The organism is Paraburkholderia denitrificans (assembly GCF_042655705.1).
GTDB classification, from domain to species: Bacteria; Pseudomonadota; Gammaproteobacteria; order Burkholderiales; family Burkholderiaceae; genus Paraburkholderia; species Paraburkholderia denitrificans.
Genome location: NZ_JBHSMP010000009.1, coordinates 317759 through 334478 on the forward strand (window position 1 = coordinate 317759; position 16720 = coordinate 334478).

The window sequence follows — 16720 nt, forward strand, 5'->3', positions numbered from 1 at the left end:
TCGTCGGCGCCTTCACGGGATGCACTTAACCGCGGTGATTTTTTTTATGGCCCCAAGGCCATCTGGGCTATTTGAATTGTCTATGAGCACGATTCCCCTGACCCGGCGCGGCGCAGATCAATTGCGCGGAGAACTCCAGCGCCTGAAATCCGTCGAGCGTCCGGCGGTCATTAATTCCATTGCCGAAGCGCGTGCGCAGGGCGATTTGTCCGAAAACGCGGAATACGACGCGGCGAAGGAAAAGCAGGGCTTCATCGAAGGCCGCATCGCCGAGATCGAGTCGAAGCTCGCTGCGGCGCAAGTCATCGATCCGGCTTCGCTGGAGGCGGACGGCCGTATAGTGTTCGGTGCGACCGTCGATCTCGAAGACCTCGAATCGGGCAAAACGGTCACATACCAGATCGTCGGCGACGACGAAGCCGACCTCGAGCACGGTCTCATTTCGGTCAGCTCGCCCATTGCGCGCGCGCTGATCGGCAAGTCGGAAGGCGACGTTGCTGCCGTACAGGCACCTGGCGGCGTGCGCGAGTACGAAGTCATCGACGTTCGCTACATCTGACGGGTAAGCCCGCGTGAGTCCCGCTCCCTCGGCTGCACACCGTCTGTTTGGCCTCCTGGCCATGCTCTGGGTGGGCAGCCAGCTGACTATCGGCTATGCAGCCGCCCCTGTGCTGTTTGGCTCTCTCGACCGAATGACAGCCGGCGCGATCGCCGCGCAGCTCTTCCGGATCGAAGGGCTCGTCGGCCTTACTTGCGGCGTGCTGATGCTCGCGCTGTCCAACGTGCTGGTGCGGCGCGGCGCAGAGCCGTACCGGCGCTTGCGCTGGCTGCTGGCCGGGATGCTGTTGTGTGTGCTGATCGGCTATTTCGCGGTGCAGCCGTTCATGAATGCGTTGCGCGTACAGGCTGCGGTTGCCGGTGTGGATATCGCGAATTCGCCCGATGCGGCGCGCTTTGGCATCCTGCACGGCGTGTCGAGCTTTTTCTATTTGATCTGTAGCCTGCTGGGCGTTGCGCTCGTGTGGCTGCTGCCCGCCGCATGGCGGTCTCGCGCGGCGTAGCGCCACGGGAAGTACTGCGGAAGTGCTGCACGTGAGCGCACTGTTCTGAGGCCTGCGTGCCGCTTTTTTCTGCTGCCTGCCTTGCCGTGCGTTACTTGCCGAATCTCCACGCGCGCCGCCACGTGCGGGCGGCGCGATGGCGCGTTTGGCATGCTGCAGCGGCTTACTTCGAACCCTGGTGCCCGCGCTTGCTGCTGGTCTGGCGCTTCTTGGCGCGTTTGACGTTGCCGCCTTGCGTGACGCGCTCGTTGCCCTTGACGACCACGTTCTGCGGCTTGGGGCGGCGCATCGGGTTTTCGGATGGCTTGACAACCTTGACGATGCGCGGGGCTGCGCCGCGCGTGCCCGTTTCACGCGCGCTCGGCACGTCGCCGGCCGGGCGCTTGACGGTGCCGCGCGCGCCGGCGCGGGCGGTAGAGGTTGTCGGTGCGGCTTCTTCGGGCTTCCAGATCACGAGCAGCTTGCCGATGTGCTGGACCGGCGCCGCGCTGAGGCGATCGCAGATTTCTTCGTAGATCGCGATGCGTTCTTCGCGCTCATCGCCGAACACGCGCACCTTGATGAGCTGGTGCGCTGCAAGGTGAACCTTGATTTCTTTTACAACGGCGTCGGTCAACCCTTCCGCGCCGATGAGCACAACTGGTTTGAGCGCGTGAGCCGCGGAGCGAAGTTCGGCGCGCTGCTCGGCAGTAAGAGTGAGGGCAGGCATGGGATGTGGCAGACTCGACTAAAATGACGGCGCCCGGCGGGGCGAAATGAGCCTCTTGGGGCTCGCCCGGCGGACAGCGCATCGGAACAACGGAAAAAACCGTGGGGACGGCAAGACGCGGGCATGAGCCGGCGTGGATCAGCCGGACGGGCCGCGATGGCCGCACGAATAAAGCGCGTATTATCCGCTAAAAGCGCGCAATCACGCAGCAAGAGTTCACCTTTAATGGCAAAAAACCGCTTCAACCAGTCGTGGTTGCACGACCATATCAACGACCCGTACGTGAAAATGGCGCAACGGGAGGGCTACCGCGCTCGCGCCGCGTACAAGCTTAAGGAAATCGACGAGCAGGACAAGCTGATCCGCCCGGGCATGGTGATCGTGGATCTCGGCGCGGCACCGGGCAGCTGGAGCCAGTATGTGCGCAACAAGCTCGCGCAGGGCGCGAAGCGCGACGAGGAACGGCAGGGCGGCGTCGACGGCACGATCATTGCGCTCGACCTGCTGCCGATGGAGCCGATCGCCGACGTCCAGTTTATTCAGGGTGACTTCCGCGAGGACAGCGTGCTTGCGCAACTCGAAGAAATTGTCGGCGAGCGTCCGGTGGATCTTGTAATTTCGGACATGGCGCCCAATCTCTCGGGGGTGGCGTCGGCGGATGCCGCGCGTATCGAACATGTGTGCGATCTCGCACTCGAGTTCTCGCAAAACCATCTGAAACCTGATGGCGCCCTTTTAGTAAAATGTTTTCATGGCAGCGGTTATAGCCAGATCGTCGAAAAATTCAAGCATCAGTTCAAAATTGTGGCCGCCCGCAAACCGAAAGCTTCGCGGGATAAATCGGCCGAAACGTTTATATTGGGTAAACAGCTGAAGCAGCCGCGATGACGCGGGTATCGATTACGGTGTGCAGGGCAGGGTGAAGAAGCGTGTCGGCGGCGGGACCTGAAAGTCTGCCGAAACGCTTTGCGCACAAGGCCCGGAGGCTATTCCCGCGCTAGCGAAACGTTATGGCGGGTGCCTGCGTACTGGATTAGAATGCTTTGGTGGTGCCGCAAGGCAAATGTAGGCGCCCGTCTATGAGTGAAGGAGTGGTGCTTTGAACAACAACATGTTTTCGAAGGCGGCAGTGTGGCTGGTTATCGCACTGGTGCTGTTTACGGTGTTCAAGCAGTTCGACAAGCCCCGTGTCCAGGAAGGCGTTTCCTATTCGCAGTTCATGGACGACGCGAAGAGCGGCAAGGTCAAGAGCGTCGTGGTGCAGGGGCGGAACCTCACGGTCACTCCGGCGGATGGCCAGAAATACCAGATCGTGTCGCCCGGCGACATCTGGATGGTCGGCGACCTGATGAAATACGGCGTGCAGGTGAGCGGCAAGGCTGACGAAGAGCCGAACGCGCTCGTTTCCGCGCTGTACTACCTCGGGCCGACCATCCTCATCATCGTGTTCTGGTTCTACATGATGAGACAGATGCAGGGGGGCGGCAAAGGCGGGGCCTTCTCCTTCGGTAAATCGCGCGCCCGCCTGATCGACGAGAACACCAACGCCGTCAATTTCTCCGATGTCGCGGGCTGCGACGAGGCCAAGGAAGAGGTCTCGGAGCTCGTGGACTTCCTGCGCGATCCCCAGAAATTCCAGAAGCTCGGTGGGCGCATCCCGCGTGGCGTGCTGCTCGTCGGGCCTCCGGGCACCGGCAAGACGCTGCTCGCGCGCGCCATCGCGGGCGAAGCCAAGGTGCCGTTCTTCAGCATTTCGGGTTCGGACTTCGTTGAAATGTTCGTCGGCGTCGGCGCGGCTCGCGTGCGCGACATGTTCGAGCAGGCCAAGAAGCACGCGCCTTGCATCGTGTTCATCGACGAAATCGACGCCGTCGGCCGCCATCGCGGCGCCGGCATGGGCGGCGGCAACGACGAGCGCGAACAGACGCTGAACCAGATGCTGGTCGAGATGGACGGCTTCGAGGCGAACTCGGGCGTCATCGTGATCGCGGCAACGAACCGTTCGGACGTGCTCGACAAGGCGCTGCTGCGTCCGGGCCGTTTCGACCGTCAGGTCTATGTTGGCCTGCCCGACATTCGCGGCCGTGAGCAGATCATGAAGGTGCACCTGCGCAAGGTGCCGATTGCCAACGACGTCGACGCTGCGGTCATCGCACGCGGCACGCCGGGCTTCTCGGGCGCCGATCTCGCAAACCTCGTGAACGAAGCGGCGCTCTTTGCGGCGCGCCGCGGCAAGCGCATCGTCGAAATGCAGGACTTCGAGGACGCGAAGGACAAGATCTTCATGGGTCCGGAGCGCAAGTCGGCGGTTATCCGCGAGGAAGCGAAGCGCGCCACGGCGTACCACGAGTCGGGCCACGCCGTGATCGCGAAGCTGCTGCCGAAGGCCGATCCGGTCCACAAGGTCACGATCATTCCGCGCGGTCGCGCGCTCGGTGTGACCTGGCAGTTGCCGGAGCACGACAACGAAACGTATTCGAAGGACTATCTGCTCGACCGTCTGGCCATTCTGTTCGGCGGCCGCGTGGCGGAAGAGCTGTTCCTGAACCTCATCAGCACGGGTGCGTCGGACGACTTCAACAAGGCCACGCAGACAGCCCGCGCGATGGTTGCACGCTTTGGCATGACCGACGCGCTCGGACCGATGGTCTACGTGGACGACGAAAGCGACGGCGGCCCGTTCGGCAAGGGCTTTACGCGCGCGATCTCGGAAGCGACGCAGCAGAAGGTCGACGCGGAAATCCGCCATGTGCTCGACGAGCAGTACAACCTCGCCAAGCGCATGCTCGACGAGAACCGCGACAAGGTCGAGGCAATGACCGCTGCGCTGATGGAGTGGGAAACGATCGACTCCGATCAGATCAACGACATCATGGCGGGTCGCCCGCCGCGCTCGCCGAAGAGTTCGCCGTCGGCTGGCGATGCTTCGTCGTCGGGCGGCAGCACGGGCAGCGAGGTGAAACCGGGCAGCGCGACTGCGCCGGCCTGATCCAGATTGCGCCATATCAAGTAAAGTTGCGGGCCGGTGTGATTCCACATCGGCCCGCCTGCATTTCTGGCGATATCTCCTCGTTACACTTCTGACCTTCGTTGACGTGCCCGATACCACTGCGCAGAGTCTTTTGCTTCCTCAGTTGCCGCCTGAGCCGCTGAAGTGCGGCCGCTTCACGCTGACTTTCGAACGCCCGCTGGTCATGGGCATTCTGAATGTCACGCCTGATTCGTTTTCCGATGGCGGCCGTTATGTCGATCCCGGCGAAGCGCTGCGGCGCGCCGAGCAGATGCTGCTCGACGGCGCGGACATCGTCGACATCGGCGGAGAATCGACGCGGCCAGGTGCGCCGCCCGTGCCGCTCGCGGAGGAACTCGAACGCGTGATTCCGCTGGTCGAGCGGTTGCGCGGAGCGAACGTGCCGCTGTCGATCGATACGTACAAGCCCGACGTGATGCGCCATGCGCTTGCGGCCGGGGCGGACATGATCAACGACGTCTGGGGTTTGCGGATGCCCGGTGCGATCGAGGCCGTGCGTGCGAGCGATTGCGGGCTGTGCGTGATGCACATGCTCGGCGAGCCGCAGACGATGCAGGTGGGCACCCCCGACTACACGGATGTCGTGGGCGAAGTGCGCGCATTCCTCACGGCGCGCGTAGCGGAACTCGAAGCGGCGGGCGTGGCGCGTGCGCGCATCAGCGTCGATCCGGGTTTTGGCTTTGGCAAGACGATGATCGAGCATAACTACGCGTTGCTCGCGCATCTGCGGGATACGGCGCCGCGCGTCCCGCAGGGCGCCGCACCCTATCCGGTGCTGGCGGGCATGTCGCGCAAGTCGATGCTGGGCGCGCTCGTGAACCGGCCCGCTGCGGAGCGCATCGCCGCGAGCGTGGCTGCCGCCGTGTGCGCGGCGGAGCGCGGCGCCGCCATGATTCGCGTTCACGATGTCGCGCAGACCGTGGACGCGCTGAAGATTTGGGCCGCTGTGCGCGAAGCCGCGCACAGCCAGGCCACCCCGGCGTAAAGCCGGACAAAGAGAACGGTAGAAGGAGAGGGATCGAAGGATGGGACGTCGTTATTTCGGAACGGATGGAGTTCGCGGCAAGGTCGGCTCGGCGCCGATCACGCCGGATTTCGTGCTGCGCCTCGGCTACGCGGCGGGCAAAGTGCTTGCCGGTGCTGCCGCGACTTCGGGCTCGCGCCCGTCCGTGCTCATCGGCAAGGACACGCGCATCTCGGGCTACATGCTCGAGGCGTCGCTGGAAGCCGGGCTTTCGGCGGCCGGCATCGACGTGATGCTGGCGGGCCCGATGCCCACGCCCGGCATCGCTTACCTCACGCGCGCGCTGCGGCTCTCGGCAGGCGTCGTGATCAGTGCGTCGCACAACCCGTTCTACGACAACGGCATCAAGTTCTTTTCGGCCGATGGCAACAAGCTGCCCGACGACGTCGAGCGGCAGATCGAGGAGCAGCTCGACCTGCCGCTCGACTGCGCGCCGTCCGAGCAACTAGGCCGCGCACGGCGCCTGGACGATGCGGGCGGCCGCTACATCGAGTTCTGCAAGAGCACGTTTCCGCAGGCGTACAACCTGCGCGGGCTGAAGCTCGTGGTCGATTGCGCGAACGGCGCAGCCTACGATATCGCGCCGCACGTGTTCCATGAACTCGGTGCGGACGTGATTCCGATCGGCGTTTCGCCGAACGGCTTCAACATCAACGACGGTGTCGGCGCGACGGCGCCCGACGCGCTGGTGCGCGCCGTGCGCGCGAATCAGGCGGATCTCGGTATTGCGCTGGACGGCGACGCCGACCGCCTGCAGGTGGTCGACGCACAAGGCCGCCTGTTCAACGGCGATGAACTGCTTTACGTCCTCGTGAAGGACCGCATGGCGACCGACGGAAAGGTGGAGGGGGCGGTCGGCACGCTGATGACCAACCTCGCCGTCGAGCAGGCCATCGAGCGTCTTGGCGTGAAGTTCGTGCGCGCTGCAGTCGGCGACCGCTACGTGCTCGAACAGTTGCGCGAGCACGGCTGGCTGCTCGGTGCCGAGGGTTCCGGCCACATTCTCTCGCTCGACCGGCACACGACCGGCGACGGCATCGTTTCGGCGCTGCTGGTGCTCGCGGCGATGAAGCGCAGCGGGCACATGCTTGCCGAACTGCTCGACGGCGTGACGCTGTTCCCGCAGAAGCTGATCAACGTTCGCATCGCGCAGGGCGCCGACTGGAAAGGTAACGGCGACATCCGGCAGTCGGTTGCCGACGCCGAGGCCCAACTGGACGGCAAGGGCCGCGTGCTGATCCGCGCATCGGGCACGGAGCCGGTGCTGCGCGTGATGGTCGAGGCGCGCGAGCAGCACGACGCCGTCCACTACGCAGAAGCGATCGCCGCGACCGTCAAGCGCGCGATTGCCTGATCCCGCCGCAGGCGGGGCCACGCGTGCGCGGCGGTGCAACCGTCGCGCATCGAGCCACGCCGGCCGTTTTGACAGCCGGTTACGGCGTATTTGAGGCTGTCCTCGATTTCGTCAATTTCTTTCCCGCCCACTTTCTAGAGGGACAGAACGCGCTTCAGCCGGAGTGCGGTTCGCGTTGCCCGAATCCCCATCCCCTGCCTGTTAAAGCGGCTCAGAGGCCCGCTATGCGAGCCGCAGACGCTGTTAACCCGGCGTGCCATTCATCCGCTTCGCATCTTTCAGTCGGTAATGACATTGTCACGATTGGTTCATGTACGGTCATGGTACTGTCACAATGAGACCCTAAGCTTCGCGGTGTCGTTTATCCGCTCACCACTGGAGGCCACATGAAATTGATGCAAACCGTGCTCGCTGGCGTCGTCGGCGCGCTCTTCGCGATCTCAGCGCAGGCAGCCGATATTACCGGCGCTGGCAGCACCTTCGCTGCACCGATCTACACGAAATGGGCGGACGCCTATCAGAAGTCGGGCGGCGGCAAGGTGAACTATCAAGGTATCGGTTCGTCGGGCGGCATCAAGCAGATCAACGCCAAGACCGTTGACTTCGCAGGTTCGGATGCTCCGCTGAAGGACGACGAACTGGCCAAGGACGGCCTGTTCCAGTTCCCGACGGTGGTTGGCGGCGTCGTGCCGGCAATCAACGTGCCGGGCATCAAGGCTGGCGAAATCGTGCTGTCGGGCCAGGTGATCGGCGACATCTACCTCGGCAAGATCAAGAAGTGGAACGATCCGGCCATCGCCGCCCTGAACCCGAAGGTCAAGCTGCCGGATCTCGACATCGCCGTGGTCCGCCGCGCCGACGGTTCGGGCACGAGCTTCATCTGGACGAACTACCTCTCGAAGGTCAACCCCGAGTGGAAGAGCAAGGTCGGCGAAGGCACGACCGTGAACTGGCCGACCGGCACGGGTGGCAAGGGTAACGACGGCGTTGCTGCATTTGTGCAGCGTCTGCCGGGCGCTATCGGCTACGTCGAGTGGGCGTACGCCAAGCAAAACCACATGGTCTACACTGCCATGAAGAACGAATCCGGTGCAGTCGTTCAGCCGACTACCGATACGTTCAAGGCCGCTGCAGCTGGCGCCGACTGGAAGAAGTCGTTCTACCAGATCCTGACGAACGAGCCGGGCAAGAGCGCATGGCCGGTCGTCGGCGCAACGTTCGTGCTGCTGCACACCGCGCAGGACAAGCCGGAGCAGGGCAAGGAAACGCTCAAGTTCTTCGACTGGGCGTTCAAGAACGGCGGCGCTTCGGCTGACAGCCTCGACTACATTTCGCTGCCGCCGTCGGTCGTGAGCGAAATCAAGACGCAGTGGAAAGAGAAGGTGAAGGACGCTAGCGGCAAGTCGATCGCCGAATAAGGCCGATTTGAAGCCAAGCTGAACGGGGTCGTCGCGCGATGAGCGCGCGCCCCGTTTGTCCGTTTGAGGGCCGTAGTCCGTTGTCGAGTCGTAAGCCTCGCCGGTAGACAGGCCGTAGTCCTCCGACTGCATGACCGCCGCGCACCGTTGTGGTGAACGGCATCTGGAAACTGGCCACAATGTCCGACATCCGCCTCGTGTCGAATCCTCCCGGTAGCGCTGCGCAGCAAAAAGCGCCCAGCCGGGCAGGCGACGTTATTTTCGGCAGCCTCACGCGGCTGGCCGCTATCGTCACTTTGCTGCTGCTCGGCGGCATCATCTTGTCGCTGATCATCGATTCGCTGCCAGCGATCAAGAAGTTCGGCTTCGCATTCCTCTGGACTGCCGACTGGGATCCGCCCAGTGACCAGTTCGGCGCGCTCGTGCCCATCTACGGCACGATCGCCACTTCGCTTATCGCGCTCATCATCGCCGTGCCTGTGAGCTTCGGCATTGCACTCTTTCTCACCGAGCTTTCGCCGTCGTGGCTGCGCCGTCCGCTCGGCATCGCCATCGAACTGCTGGCCGCCATCCCGTCGATCGTGTACGGCATGTGGGGCCTGCTCGTGTTCGCGCCGATCTTCGCGCAGTGGTTCGAAAAACCCCTCGGCGACCTGCTGGGCGGCATGCCGGTCATCGGCGCCCTGTTTCAGGGCGCGCCCATCGGCATCGGCATTCTGTGCGCAGGCGTGATTCTCGCGATCATGGTCATCCCGTACATCGCCGCGGTCATGCGCGACGTGTTCGAAGTCACGCCCGTGCTGCTCAAGGAGTCGGCCTACGGCATCGGCTGCACGACGTGGGAAGTCATGTGGAAGATCGTGCTGCCGTTCACCAAGACCGGCGTGATCGGCGGCATCATGCTCGGCCTCGGCCGTGCGCTCGGCGAGACCATGGCCGTCACGTTCGTGATCGGCAATACGAATCTGCTCGACAACGTGTCGCTCTTCTCGCCCGGCAACAGCATTACGTCGGCGCTCGCCAACGAATTCGCGGAAGCCAACCCGGGCCTGCACACCGCAGCGCTGATGGAACTCGGCCTGATCCTGTTCGTGATCACGTTCATCGTGCTGTCGATCTCGAAGCTGCTTCTGCTGCGCCTCGAAAAATCGGAGGGTGCGCGATGAGCGAACCGCTGATGAAAATTCCAGGCGCCATCTACGGCCCTGCACTGGAAAAGATGCGCGGCAAGCTGCAGCGCCGCCGCCGCGTGATCAACGTGATCGCGCTCGCGTTGTCGCTCGCAGCGATGGCCTTCGGCCTCATCTGGCTCGTGTGGATTCTCTATACGACGCTCTCGCTCGGCTTGGGCGGTCTTTCCGTACAGCTCTTCACGCAGTCGACGCCTCCGCCGAACACCGATGGCGGCGGCCTCGCGAACGCAATCGTCGGCAGCCTGATGCTCGTTGCCGCCGCAACGTTCGTCGGCACGCCGATCGGCATCCTCGCCGGCATCTATCTGGCCGAGTACGGTCAGCGCGGCTGGCTTGCGAGCATGACGCGCTTCATCAACGACATCCTGCTGTCGGCGCCTTCGATTGTCGTGGGTCTGTTCGTCTATGCGCTCGTCGTCGCGAAGATGGGGCATTTCAGCGGCTGGGCCGGTGCGATTGCACTCGCGCTCCTGCAGATTCCGATCGTGATCCGCACGACCGAGAACATGCTGAAGCTCGTACCGAACGCCCTGCGCGAAGCGGCCGTTGCGCTCGGCACGCCGAAGTGGAAGATGATTCTTGCAATCACGCTGAAGGCGTCGATTGCCGGCATCGTGACGGGCGTGCTGCTCGCGATTGCGCGCATCGCCGGGGAAACGGCGCCGCTGCTCTTCACGGCGCTGTCGAACCAGTTCTTCTCGGCGGACATGAATCAGCCGATCGCGAACCTGCCGGTCACGATCTTCAAGTTTGCGATGAGCCCGTTTGCGCAGTGGCAATCGCTTGCGTGGGCAGGCGTGTTCCTGATCACGCTGGGTGTGCTGGGGCTGAACATCCTCGCGCGTACGATATTTTCGAAAAAGTAAGGGCGGAGTGATCCGATGAACATGGCAGAAAGTCACATCAATACCGCCGGTCAGGCGATGACGCCGGCCGCCGGTTTTCAACCTGCGGATCCCGCCCAGGGCGCAACGAATCAGGCACCCGGCACGCCGAAAATCGACGTGAAGAACCTGAACTTCTTCTACGGCAAGTATCACGCGCTGAAGAACATCAACCTGCAGATTCCCGAAGGCAGGGTAACGGCGTTCATCGGCCCGTCGGGTTGCGGCAAGTCGACGTTGCTGCGCACGTTCAACAAGATGTACGCGCTCTATCCGGAGCAGCGCGCCGAAGGCGAAATCATCATGGACGGCGAAAACCTGCTGACCACGACGCGCGATATTTCGCTCTTGCGCGCGCGTGTCGGCATGGTGTTCCAGAAGCCGACTCCGTTCCCGATGTCGATTTACGACAACATCGCGTTCGGCGTGAAAATGTTCGAATCGCTGTCGCGTCCGGAAATGGACGACCGCGTCGAGTGGGCGCTCACGAAGGCGGCGCTCTGGAACGAAGTGAAGGACAAGCTCGGCCAGAGCGGCTACGGCCTCTCGGGCGGCCAGCAGCAGCGTCTCTGTATCGCGCGCGGCATCGCCATCCGCCCGGAAGTGCTGCTGCTCGACGAACCGTGCTCGGCGCTCGACCCGATCTCGACGGGCCGCATCGAAGAGCTGATCGCGGAACTCAAGAGCGACTACACCGTGGTGATCGTCACGCACAACATGCAGCAGGCTGCACGCTGCTCGGACTACACCGCGTACATGTATCTCGGCGAGCTGATCGAGTTCGGCGACACCGAGAAGATCTTCATCAAGCCGGTCCGCAAGGAAACGGAAGACTACATCACCGGTCGCTTCGGCTGATCGAAGCAGGGAGACTGAAATGTCCGATAAGCATCTGTCCAGCCAGTTCGACGCCGATCTGAATCTCGTGTCGTCGAAGGTCCTCGAAATGGGCGGCCTCGTCGAATCGCAGATCATCACTGCGATGCAGGCGTTGAACGAGTTCGACGGCGAAGCCGCCGAGCGCGTGATCGTTGCAGAAGAGCGCCTCAATACGATGGAAGTCGATATCGACGAGGAGTGCAGCAACATCATTGCGCGCCGCCAGCCGGCCGCGCGCGACCTGCGCCTCCTGCTCGCGATCTCGAAGACCATCACGAACCTCGAGCGCGCCGGCGACGAAGCCGAAAAAATCGCCAAGCGCACGAAGCGCCTGATGGAAGACGGCGCGTCGCGCAGCGTGAATATCGCCGAGATCAAGATCTCGGGCGAAATGGCCGTCTCGATCCTGCGCCGCGCGCTCGACGCGTTTGCGCGCCTCGACACCGTGGCTGCCGCGCAGATCGTGCGCGACGACAAGGCGATCGACGAGGAATTCCGCGCGTTCGTGCGCAAGCTCGTCACGTACATGATGGAAGACCCGCGCACGATTTCGGTCGGGCTCGACTATTTGTTCATCGCGAAGGCAATCGAGCGGATCGGCGACCACGCGAAGAACATCGCCGAATTCATCATCTATATCGTCAAGGGCACCGACGTGCGCCACAAGTCGCGCGACGCCCTCGAACGTGAAGCATTGAACTAATTAAACTGGATACAAGGTCAAGAGGTGCCGATGCCTAGCAGCATTCTCGTCATCGAAGATGAGCCCGCTATTTCCGAGCTGATTTCTGTGAACCTGCAGCACGCGGGCCATTGCCCGATCCGCGCGTACAACGCGGAGCAGGCGCAGAACCTGATCAGCGACGTGCTGCCCGATCTCATCCTGCTCGACTGGATGTTGCCGGGCAAGTCCGGCGTTGCGTTTGCGCGCGACCTGCGCACCAACGAGCGCACGAAGCATATCCCGATCATCATGCTGACCGCACGCGGCGACGAGCAGGACAAGGTGCTTGGCCTCGAAATCGGGGCGGACGACTACGTGACGAAGCCGTTTTCGCCGAAGGAACTGATGGCGCGCATCAAGGCGGTGCTGCGCCGCCGTGCGCCGCAGCTGACCGAGGACGTCGTGGCGATCAACGGCCTGAAACTCGATCCGGCCACGCACCGCGTCGCTGCGCACGCGGAAGGCAGCGAGATCAAGCTCGACCTTGGGCCGACCGAGTTCCGCCTGCTGCATTTCTTCATGACCCATCCGGAGCGCGTGCACAGCCGCACGCAGTTGCTCGACCAGGTGTGGGGCGATCACGTGTTTGTGGAGGAGCGCACGGTTGACGTGCACATCAAGCGTCTGCGTGCCGCGCTGAAGCCGGCGGGGTGCGATGCCATGATCGAAACGGTGCGCGGAAGCGGCTACCGTCTCGCGAAGAGCGCCTGACGCACGTTCTACTCTAGCCGCGTCCCATGCCGGCGCGGTCTCGTGTCGATCCCGTATCGACGCGGCGCGTCCGGTTCGCACTGTCTATCTTTGACCAGCAGGAACATGAACATCATCTGGGCGCGCTCCCTTGTTTCGGTTGTGCTGCTTGCGCTCGTGTGCGCGGCGATCGGTGAGGTGTTTGGCGCGAAGTATGGCCTCGCACTCGCCGTCTGCCTGTTGCTCGTGCAAATGTTCTTCAGTACGTTTCACAAGCAACGTTTGTGGCGCCTGCTCGATGCGCCGGTCTACGGCGAAGTGCCGAGCGCTCCGGGGGTATGGGGCGAAATCTACTACCGTCTGCACAAGCTCGCCAAGCGCTGGCACGCCCAGGTCCGCCAGGTCGAGCAGCAGCATTCGCGCTTCATCCAGGCGATCCAGGCGTCGCCGAACGGCGTTGCGATGCTCGATGATCACGACCAGATCGAATGGTGCAATGCGATCTCCGAGCAGCACTTCGGGCTCGATGCGAAGCGCGATTTGCGCCAGCACATCACGCACCTCGTGCGCCAGCCCGACTTCGTGCGATACCTGAACTCGAACCGCTACGAAGCGATGCTGATCATGCGCGGCATGGGCGACAAGCGGCAGAACGTTCTTTCCGTGCAGGTGTTTCCGTACGGCGACAATCGCAAGCTCGTGCTTTCGCAGGACATCACCGAACTCGAACGCACCGACGCCATGCGCCGCGATTTCGTTGCGAACGTCTCGCACGAACTCAAGACGCCGCTTACGGTGCTGTCCGGTTTTCTCGAGACGATGCGCGAGCTGCCGTTGTCCGAAAGCGAGCGCGCACGCTACCTCGAACTGATGGAGCAGCAGGCCGCACGCATGCGCCACATCGTGACGGACTTGCTCGTGCTCGCGCAACTGGAGGGCGAGGCACGTCTGCCGGGCGATCAGATGATCGACATGCGCGCGGTGCTGGGCCATGTGCGCGAAGACGCGGAGAACCTCTCCGGGGGCAATCATGTCATCTCGGCGGATTTCGACGACAGCCTGAGCGTGATCGGTTCGGAATCCGAAGTGCTGAGCGCGTTCGGCAATCTCGTGAGCAATGCGGTGCGCTACACGCCCAATGGCGGGAAGGTGCATCTGACGTGGCGCGCCGAGGGGAATTGCGCGTTGTTCTCGGTGACGGACAGCGGGTTCGGCATTCCGGCTGCCGATATTCCGCGGCTCACCGAGCGCTTCTATCGTGTGGACCGCAGCCGTTCGCGCGATACGGGCGGCACGGGCCTCGGCCTCGCGATCGTCAAGCACGTGCTGCAGCGCCACGATGCGGCGCTCGAAGTGAAGAGCGAGGAAGGGCGGGGCAGCACGTTCACGGTGCGCTTTCCGGCCGCGCGCACGACGCGCCGGCAACCGGCGCCAGCGTGACCGGCTATGGTTCACTAGTTCACTAAAGCAATAAAAAGGCCGCGCATCCGGTGATCTGCACCCTGCGCGGCCTTTTTTACATGCGTCGGGCGCCGCATCGAGCGGCGCCGCGCCATCACATCGTCACGTCATCACGGACAGAACTTCGACAGCAGGCTCAACTGCCCGTTGCGCACCGACTTGCTCGCGCGGCGGCGGCGATAGTGGCCGTCGCTCTGCATGAGCCACGCCGACTGATTGTCGCCGAGGAAAGTCGAGAGTCCTTCGCCGATCACACGGCGCTTGAGGCGACGGTCGTCGATCGGGAAGGCCACTTCGACGCGGCGGAACAGGTTGCGATCCATCCAGTCGGCACTCGACAGATAGACCTTTTCCTCGCCTTCGGCATAGAAGTAGTAGATGCGGTGATGCTCGAGGAAGCGGCCGACGATCGAGCGCACCGTGATGTTCTCGGAAAGCCCCGGCACGCCCGGCTGAAGCGAGCAGACGCCGCGCACGATCAGATCGATCTTCACGCCTGCCTGCGACGCTTCATAAAGCTCGTTGATCACGGTCGGTTCGAGCACGGCGTTCATCTTCGCGACGATGCGCGCCTTCTTGCCGTCGCGCGCGGCTGCGGCTTCGGCGCGAATGGCTTCGATCAGCTTCGGATGCAGCGTAAACGGCGATTGCCACAGCGCGTGCAACTGCAGTTTGCCGCCGATACCCGTCAGTTGCTGGAACACATGGTGCACGTCCTCGCAGATATCCGGCTTCGACGTCATGAAGCCGAAATCGGAGTAAAGGCGCGCGGTGCGCGGGTGATAGTTGCCGGTGCCGAGGTGAACATAGCGGCGCAGCGCCATGCGGCCGTTCGCCGGCACGCGGCGCACGATCAGCATCATCTTGGCGTGGCACTTGTGGCCCACCACGCCGTAGACGACGTGTGCGCCCACCGCTTCGAGCTGCGCGGCCCAGTTGATGTTGGTCTCTTCGTCGAAGCGCGCGAGCAGCTCCACCACCACCGTAACTTCCTTGCCATTGCGCGCGGCCTGCATGAGCGCGTCCATGAGCGGGGAATCGGTGCCGGTGCGGTAGATCGTCTGCTTGATTGCGACGACGTTCGGATCGTTCGCGGCCTGAATCAGCAGTTCGAGCACGGGCTGGAAGCTCTCGTACGGATGATGCAGCAGGATGTCGCCCTGATCGATCACGTCGAACATGTTGCCGTTCGCCGCGATGCGTTTCGGAATGGCCGGCACGTGCGGCACGAATTTCAGCTCGGGGCGGTCCACCATCTCGGGCAGCTGCATGAGGCGCACGAGATTCACGGGGCCGTCGACGAAATAGCAGTCCCTTTCGGTCAGGCCGCTTTCGTCGAGCAGACGCTTCACAAGGTGAGTGGGCGTCTCGGCGGATACTTCGAGCCGCACCGCGTTGCCGAGGTGGCGCGCGGGCAGTTCGCCCTGCAGCGCGACGCGCAGATTCGTGATTTCGTCCTCGTCGACGAAGAGTTCGCTATTGCGCGTGATGCGGAACTGATTGCAGCTGCGCACGACAAGGTTGGGAAACAGCTCGCCGATAAAGCGCTGCAACAGCGACCCGAGCAGCACGAAGCCGTGCTGGAAGCCGGACAGTTCCTGCGGCATGCGCACGAGGCGCGGCAGCGCGCGCGGCGCCTGGACGATACCCATCACGGCCTGGCGGCCGAAGGCGTCCTTGCCCTCGAGTTCGACGACGAAGTTCAGGCTCTTGTTGAGCACGCGCGGAAACGGGTGCGCGGGATCGAGCCCGATCGGCGTGAGGACCGGCAGCAGTTCATCGAGGAAGTACGCGCGGGCCCAGGCGCTCTGGGCTTCGTTCCAGGCGTCGGTGCCGTGGAAATAGATGTCTTCCTGCTCGAGCGCGGGCAGCACGGTCTCGTGCAGCATCTGGTACTGGCGGTGTACGAGACGCTGCGCACGCTCGACGACGAGCTCGTAGACATGCTGTAGCGACATGCCGTCGGGAGAGAGCCCACCAGGGTTATCGCGCATCTGCTCCTGAAGCCCGGCCATGCGGATTTCGAAGAACTCGTCGAGGTTGCTGCTGGTGATACAAATGAAGCGTAAGCGCTCGAGCAAAGGGACGGCGGGGTCAGCCGCCTGTGCGAGCACGCGCTCGTTGAATCCCAGAATGCCCAGCTCGCGATTGAGTAAAGGGTAGCGGATGGACATCGGCAGTAAAAACTGTATGTCAGGATTAGATTCGAACGGACGCTCGGAAATTCGCACAATAATATGACGCAATCATGACGTTTAGGGGGTCATAAATTCTACGCTGCAAGCTCACGAA

Annotated in this window: 15 protein-coding genes; 13 read left to right on the plus strand and 2 right to left on the minus strand. The window is 63.0% G+C overall.

The window, feature by feature from the left end; all coding sequences use genetic code 11:
• Positions 1-82: 82 nt before the first annotated feature.
• Both greA and ACFPTO_RS07395 read left to right on the plus strand, forming a co-directional pair.
• On the plus strand, positions 83-559 hold the full coding sequence (gene greA, locus ACFPTO_RS07390) for a transcription elongation factor GreA (protein WP_377710487.1): 477 nt from the start codon (positions 83-85) through the stop codon (positions 557-559).
• A 61-nt stretch (positions 560-620) separates the two neighbouring features.
• The gene (locus tag ACFPTO_RS07395; protein WP_377710565.1) at positions 621-1061 is read left to right on the plus strand and encodes a DUF4149 domain-containing protein; all 441 of its coding nucleotides are present in this window, start codon (positions 621-623) and stop codon (positions 1059-1061) included.
• Between the two features lie 163 nt (positions 1062-1224).
• Here the strand turns inward: ACFPTO_RS07395 and ACFPTO_RS07400 are convergent, their stop codons facing one another.
• Entirely contained in the window at positions 1225-1770 is a 546-nt protein-coding gene (locus ACFPTO_RS07400) for a YhbY family RNA-binding protein (protein WP_377710489.1), read from the minus strand.
• 225 nt (positions 1771-1995) lie between these two features.
• Between ACFPTO_RS07400 and ACFPTO_RS07405 the strand changes: the two genes are divergently transcribed.
• The 11 genes from ACFPTO_RS07405 (at position 1996) to phoR (ending at position 14407) form a co-directional block, all read left to right on the plus strand.
• The gene (locus ACFPTO_RS07405) at positions 1996-2658 is read left to right on the plus strand and encodes an RlmE family RNA methyltransferase (protein WP_293039238.1); all 663 of its coding nucleotides are present in this window, start codon (positions 1996-1998) and stop codon (positions 2656-2658) included.
• 211 nt (positions 2659-2869) lie between these two features.
• Positions 2870-4759, plus strand: coding sequence for an ATP-dependent zinc metalloprotease FtsH (gene ftsH / locus ACFPTO_RS07410; RefSeq protein ID WP_377710491.1), 1890 nt, complete (start codon positions 2870-2872; stop codon positions 4757-4759).
• A 133-nt stretch (positions 4760-4892) separates the two neighbouring features.
• The gene (gene folP / locus ACFPTO_RS07415; RefSeq protein WP_377710566.1) at positions 4893-5786 is read left to right on the plus strand and encodes a dihydropteroate synthase; all 894 of its coding nucleotides are present in this window, start codon (positions 4893-4895) and stop codon (positions 5784-5786) included.
• Positions 5787-5826: 40 nt separating this feature from the next.
• Positions 5827-7179 carry a phosphoglucosamine mutase gene (gene glmM / locus ACFPTO_RS07420; RefSeq protein ID WP_377710492.1) on the plus strand — a complete coding sequence of 451 codons (1353 nt, stop codon included), beginning with the start codon at positions 5827-5829 and terminating at the stop codon, positions 7177-7179.
• A gap of 386 nt (positions 7180-7565) precedes the next feature.
• The gene (pstS, locus tag ACFPTO_RS07425) at positions 7566-8597 is read left to right on the plus strand and encodes a phosphate ABC transporter substrate-binding protein PstS (RefSeq protein WP_377710493.1); all 1032 of its coding nucleotides are present in this window, start codon (positions 7566-7568) and stop codon (positions 8595-8597) included.
• Between the two features lie 179 nt (positions 8598-8776).
• Complete coding sequence (pstC, locus tag ACFPTO_RS07430; RefSeq protein WP_377710494.1) at positions 8777-9763, plus strand: phosphate ABC transporter permease PstC; 987 nt, start codon at positions 8777-8779, stop codon at positions 9761-9763.
• A complete protein-coding gene (gene pstA, locus ACFPTO_RS07435; protein WP_377710495.1) occupies positions 9760-10656 on the plus strand; it encodes a phosphate ABC transporter permease PstA in 897 nt (298 codons plus the stop codon). The genes pstC and pstA overlap by 4 nt, the downstream gene beginning before the upstream one ends.
• 15 nt (positions 10657-10671) lie before the next feature.
• Complete coding sequence (pstB, locus tag ACFPTO_RS07440) at positions 10672-11532, plus strand: phosphate ABC transporter ATP-binding protein PstB (protein WP_377710496.1); 861 nt, start codon at positions 10672-10674, stop codon at positions 11530-11532.
• A 19-nt stretch (positions 11533-11551) separates the two neighbouring features.
• Positions 11552-12256 (plus strand): phosphate signaling complex protein PhoU, encoded by a 705-nt coding sequence (gene phoU, locus ACFPTO_RS07445; protein WP_377710498.1) that lies wholly within the window; start codon positions 11552-11554, stop codon positions 12254-12256.
• Positions 12257-12286: 30 nt separating this feature from the next.
• Positions 12287-12988: a phosphate regulon transcriptional regulator PhoB gene (gene phoB, locus ACFPTO_RS07450; RefSeq protein ID WP_296660614.1), complete on the plus strand. Its 702-nt coding sequence runs from the start codon at positions 12287-12289 to the stop codon at positions 12986-12988.
• A 105-nt stretch (positions 12989-13093) separates the two neighbouring features.
• Entirely contained in the window at positions 13094-14407 is a 1314-nt protein-coding gene (phoR, locus tag ACFPTO_RS07455; RefSeq protein WP_377710499.1) for a phosphate regulon sensor histidine kinase PhoR, read from the plus strand.
• A 131-nt stretch (positions 14408-14538) separates the two neighbouring features.
• Here the strand turns inward: phoR and ppk1 are convergent, their stop codons facing one another.
• Entirely contained in the window at positions 14539-16602 is a 2064-nt protein-coding gene (gene ppk1, locus ACFPTO_RS07460) for a polyphosphate kinase 1 (protein ID WP_377710501.1), read from the minus strand.
• Positions 16603-16720 lie beyond the last annotated feature (118 nt).

Coding starts and splice junctions, on each gene's coding strand:
- ACFPTO_RS07400 (WP_377710489.1), bottom strand. CDS start 1,770: ATGCCTGCCCTCACTCTTACTGCCGAGCAGCGCGCCGAACTTCGCTCC.
- ACFPTO_RS07395 (WP_377710565.1), top strand. CDS start 621: ATGCTCTGGGTGGGCAGCCAGCTGACTATCGGCTATGCAGCCGCCCCT.
- pstC (WP_377710494.1), top strand. CDS start 8,777: ATGTCCGACATCCGCCTCGTGTCGAATCCTCCCGGTAGCGCTGCGCAG.
- glmM (WP_377710492.1), top strand. CDS start 5,827: ATGGGACGTCGTTATTTCGGAACGGATGGAGTTCGCGGCAAGGTCGGC.
- pstA (WP_377710495.1), top strand. CDS start 9,760: ATGAGCGAACCGCTGATGAAAATTCCAGGCGCCATCTACGGCCCTGCA.
- phoU (WP_377710498.1), top strand. CDS start 11,552: ATGTCCGATAAGCATCTGTCCAGCCAGTTCGACGCCGATCTGAATCTC.
- ACFPTO_RS07405 (WP_293039238.1), top strand. CDS start 1,996: ATGGCAAAAAACCGCTTCAACCAGTCGTGGTTGCACGACCATATCAAC.
- pstS (WP_377710493.1), top strand. CDS start 7,566: ATGAAATTGATGCAAACCGTGCTCGCTGGCGTCGTCGGCGCGCTCTTC.
- pstB (WP_377710496.1), top strand. CDS start 10,672: ATGAACATGGCAGAAAGTCACATCAATACCGCCGGTCAGGCGATGACG.
- greA (WP_377710487.1), top strand. CDS start 83: ATGAGCACGATTCCCCTGACCCGGCGCGGCGCAGATCAATTGCGCGGA.
- phoB (WP_296660614.1), top strand. CDS start 12,287: ATGCCTAGCAGCATTCTCGTCATCGAAGATGAGCCCGCTATTTCCGAG.
- ppk1 (WP_377710501.1), bottom strand. CDS start 16,602: ATGTCCATCCGCTACCCTTTACTCAATCGCGAGCTGGGCATTCTGGGA.
- phoR (WP_377710499.1), top strand. CDS start 13,094: ATGAACATCATCTGGGCGCGCTCCCTTGTTTCGGTTGTGCTGCTTGCG.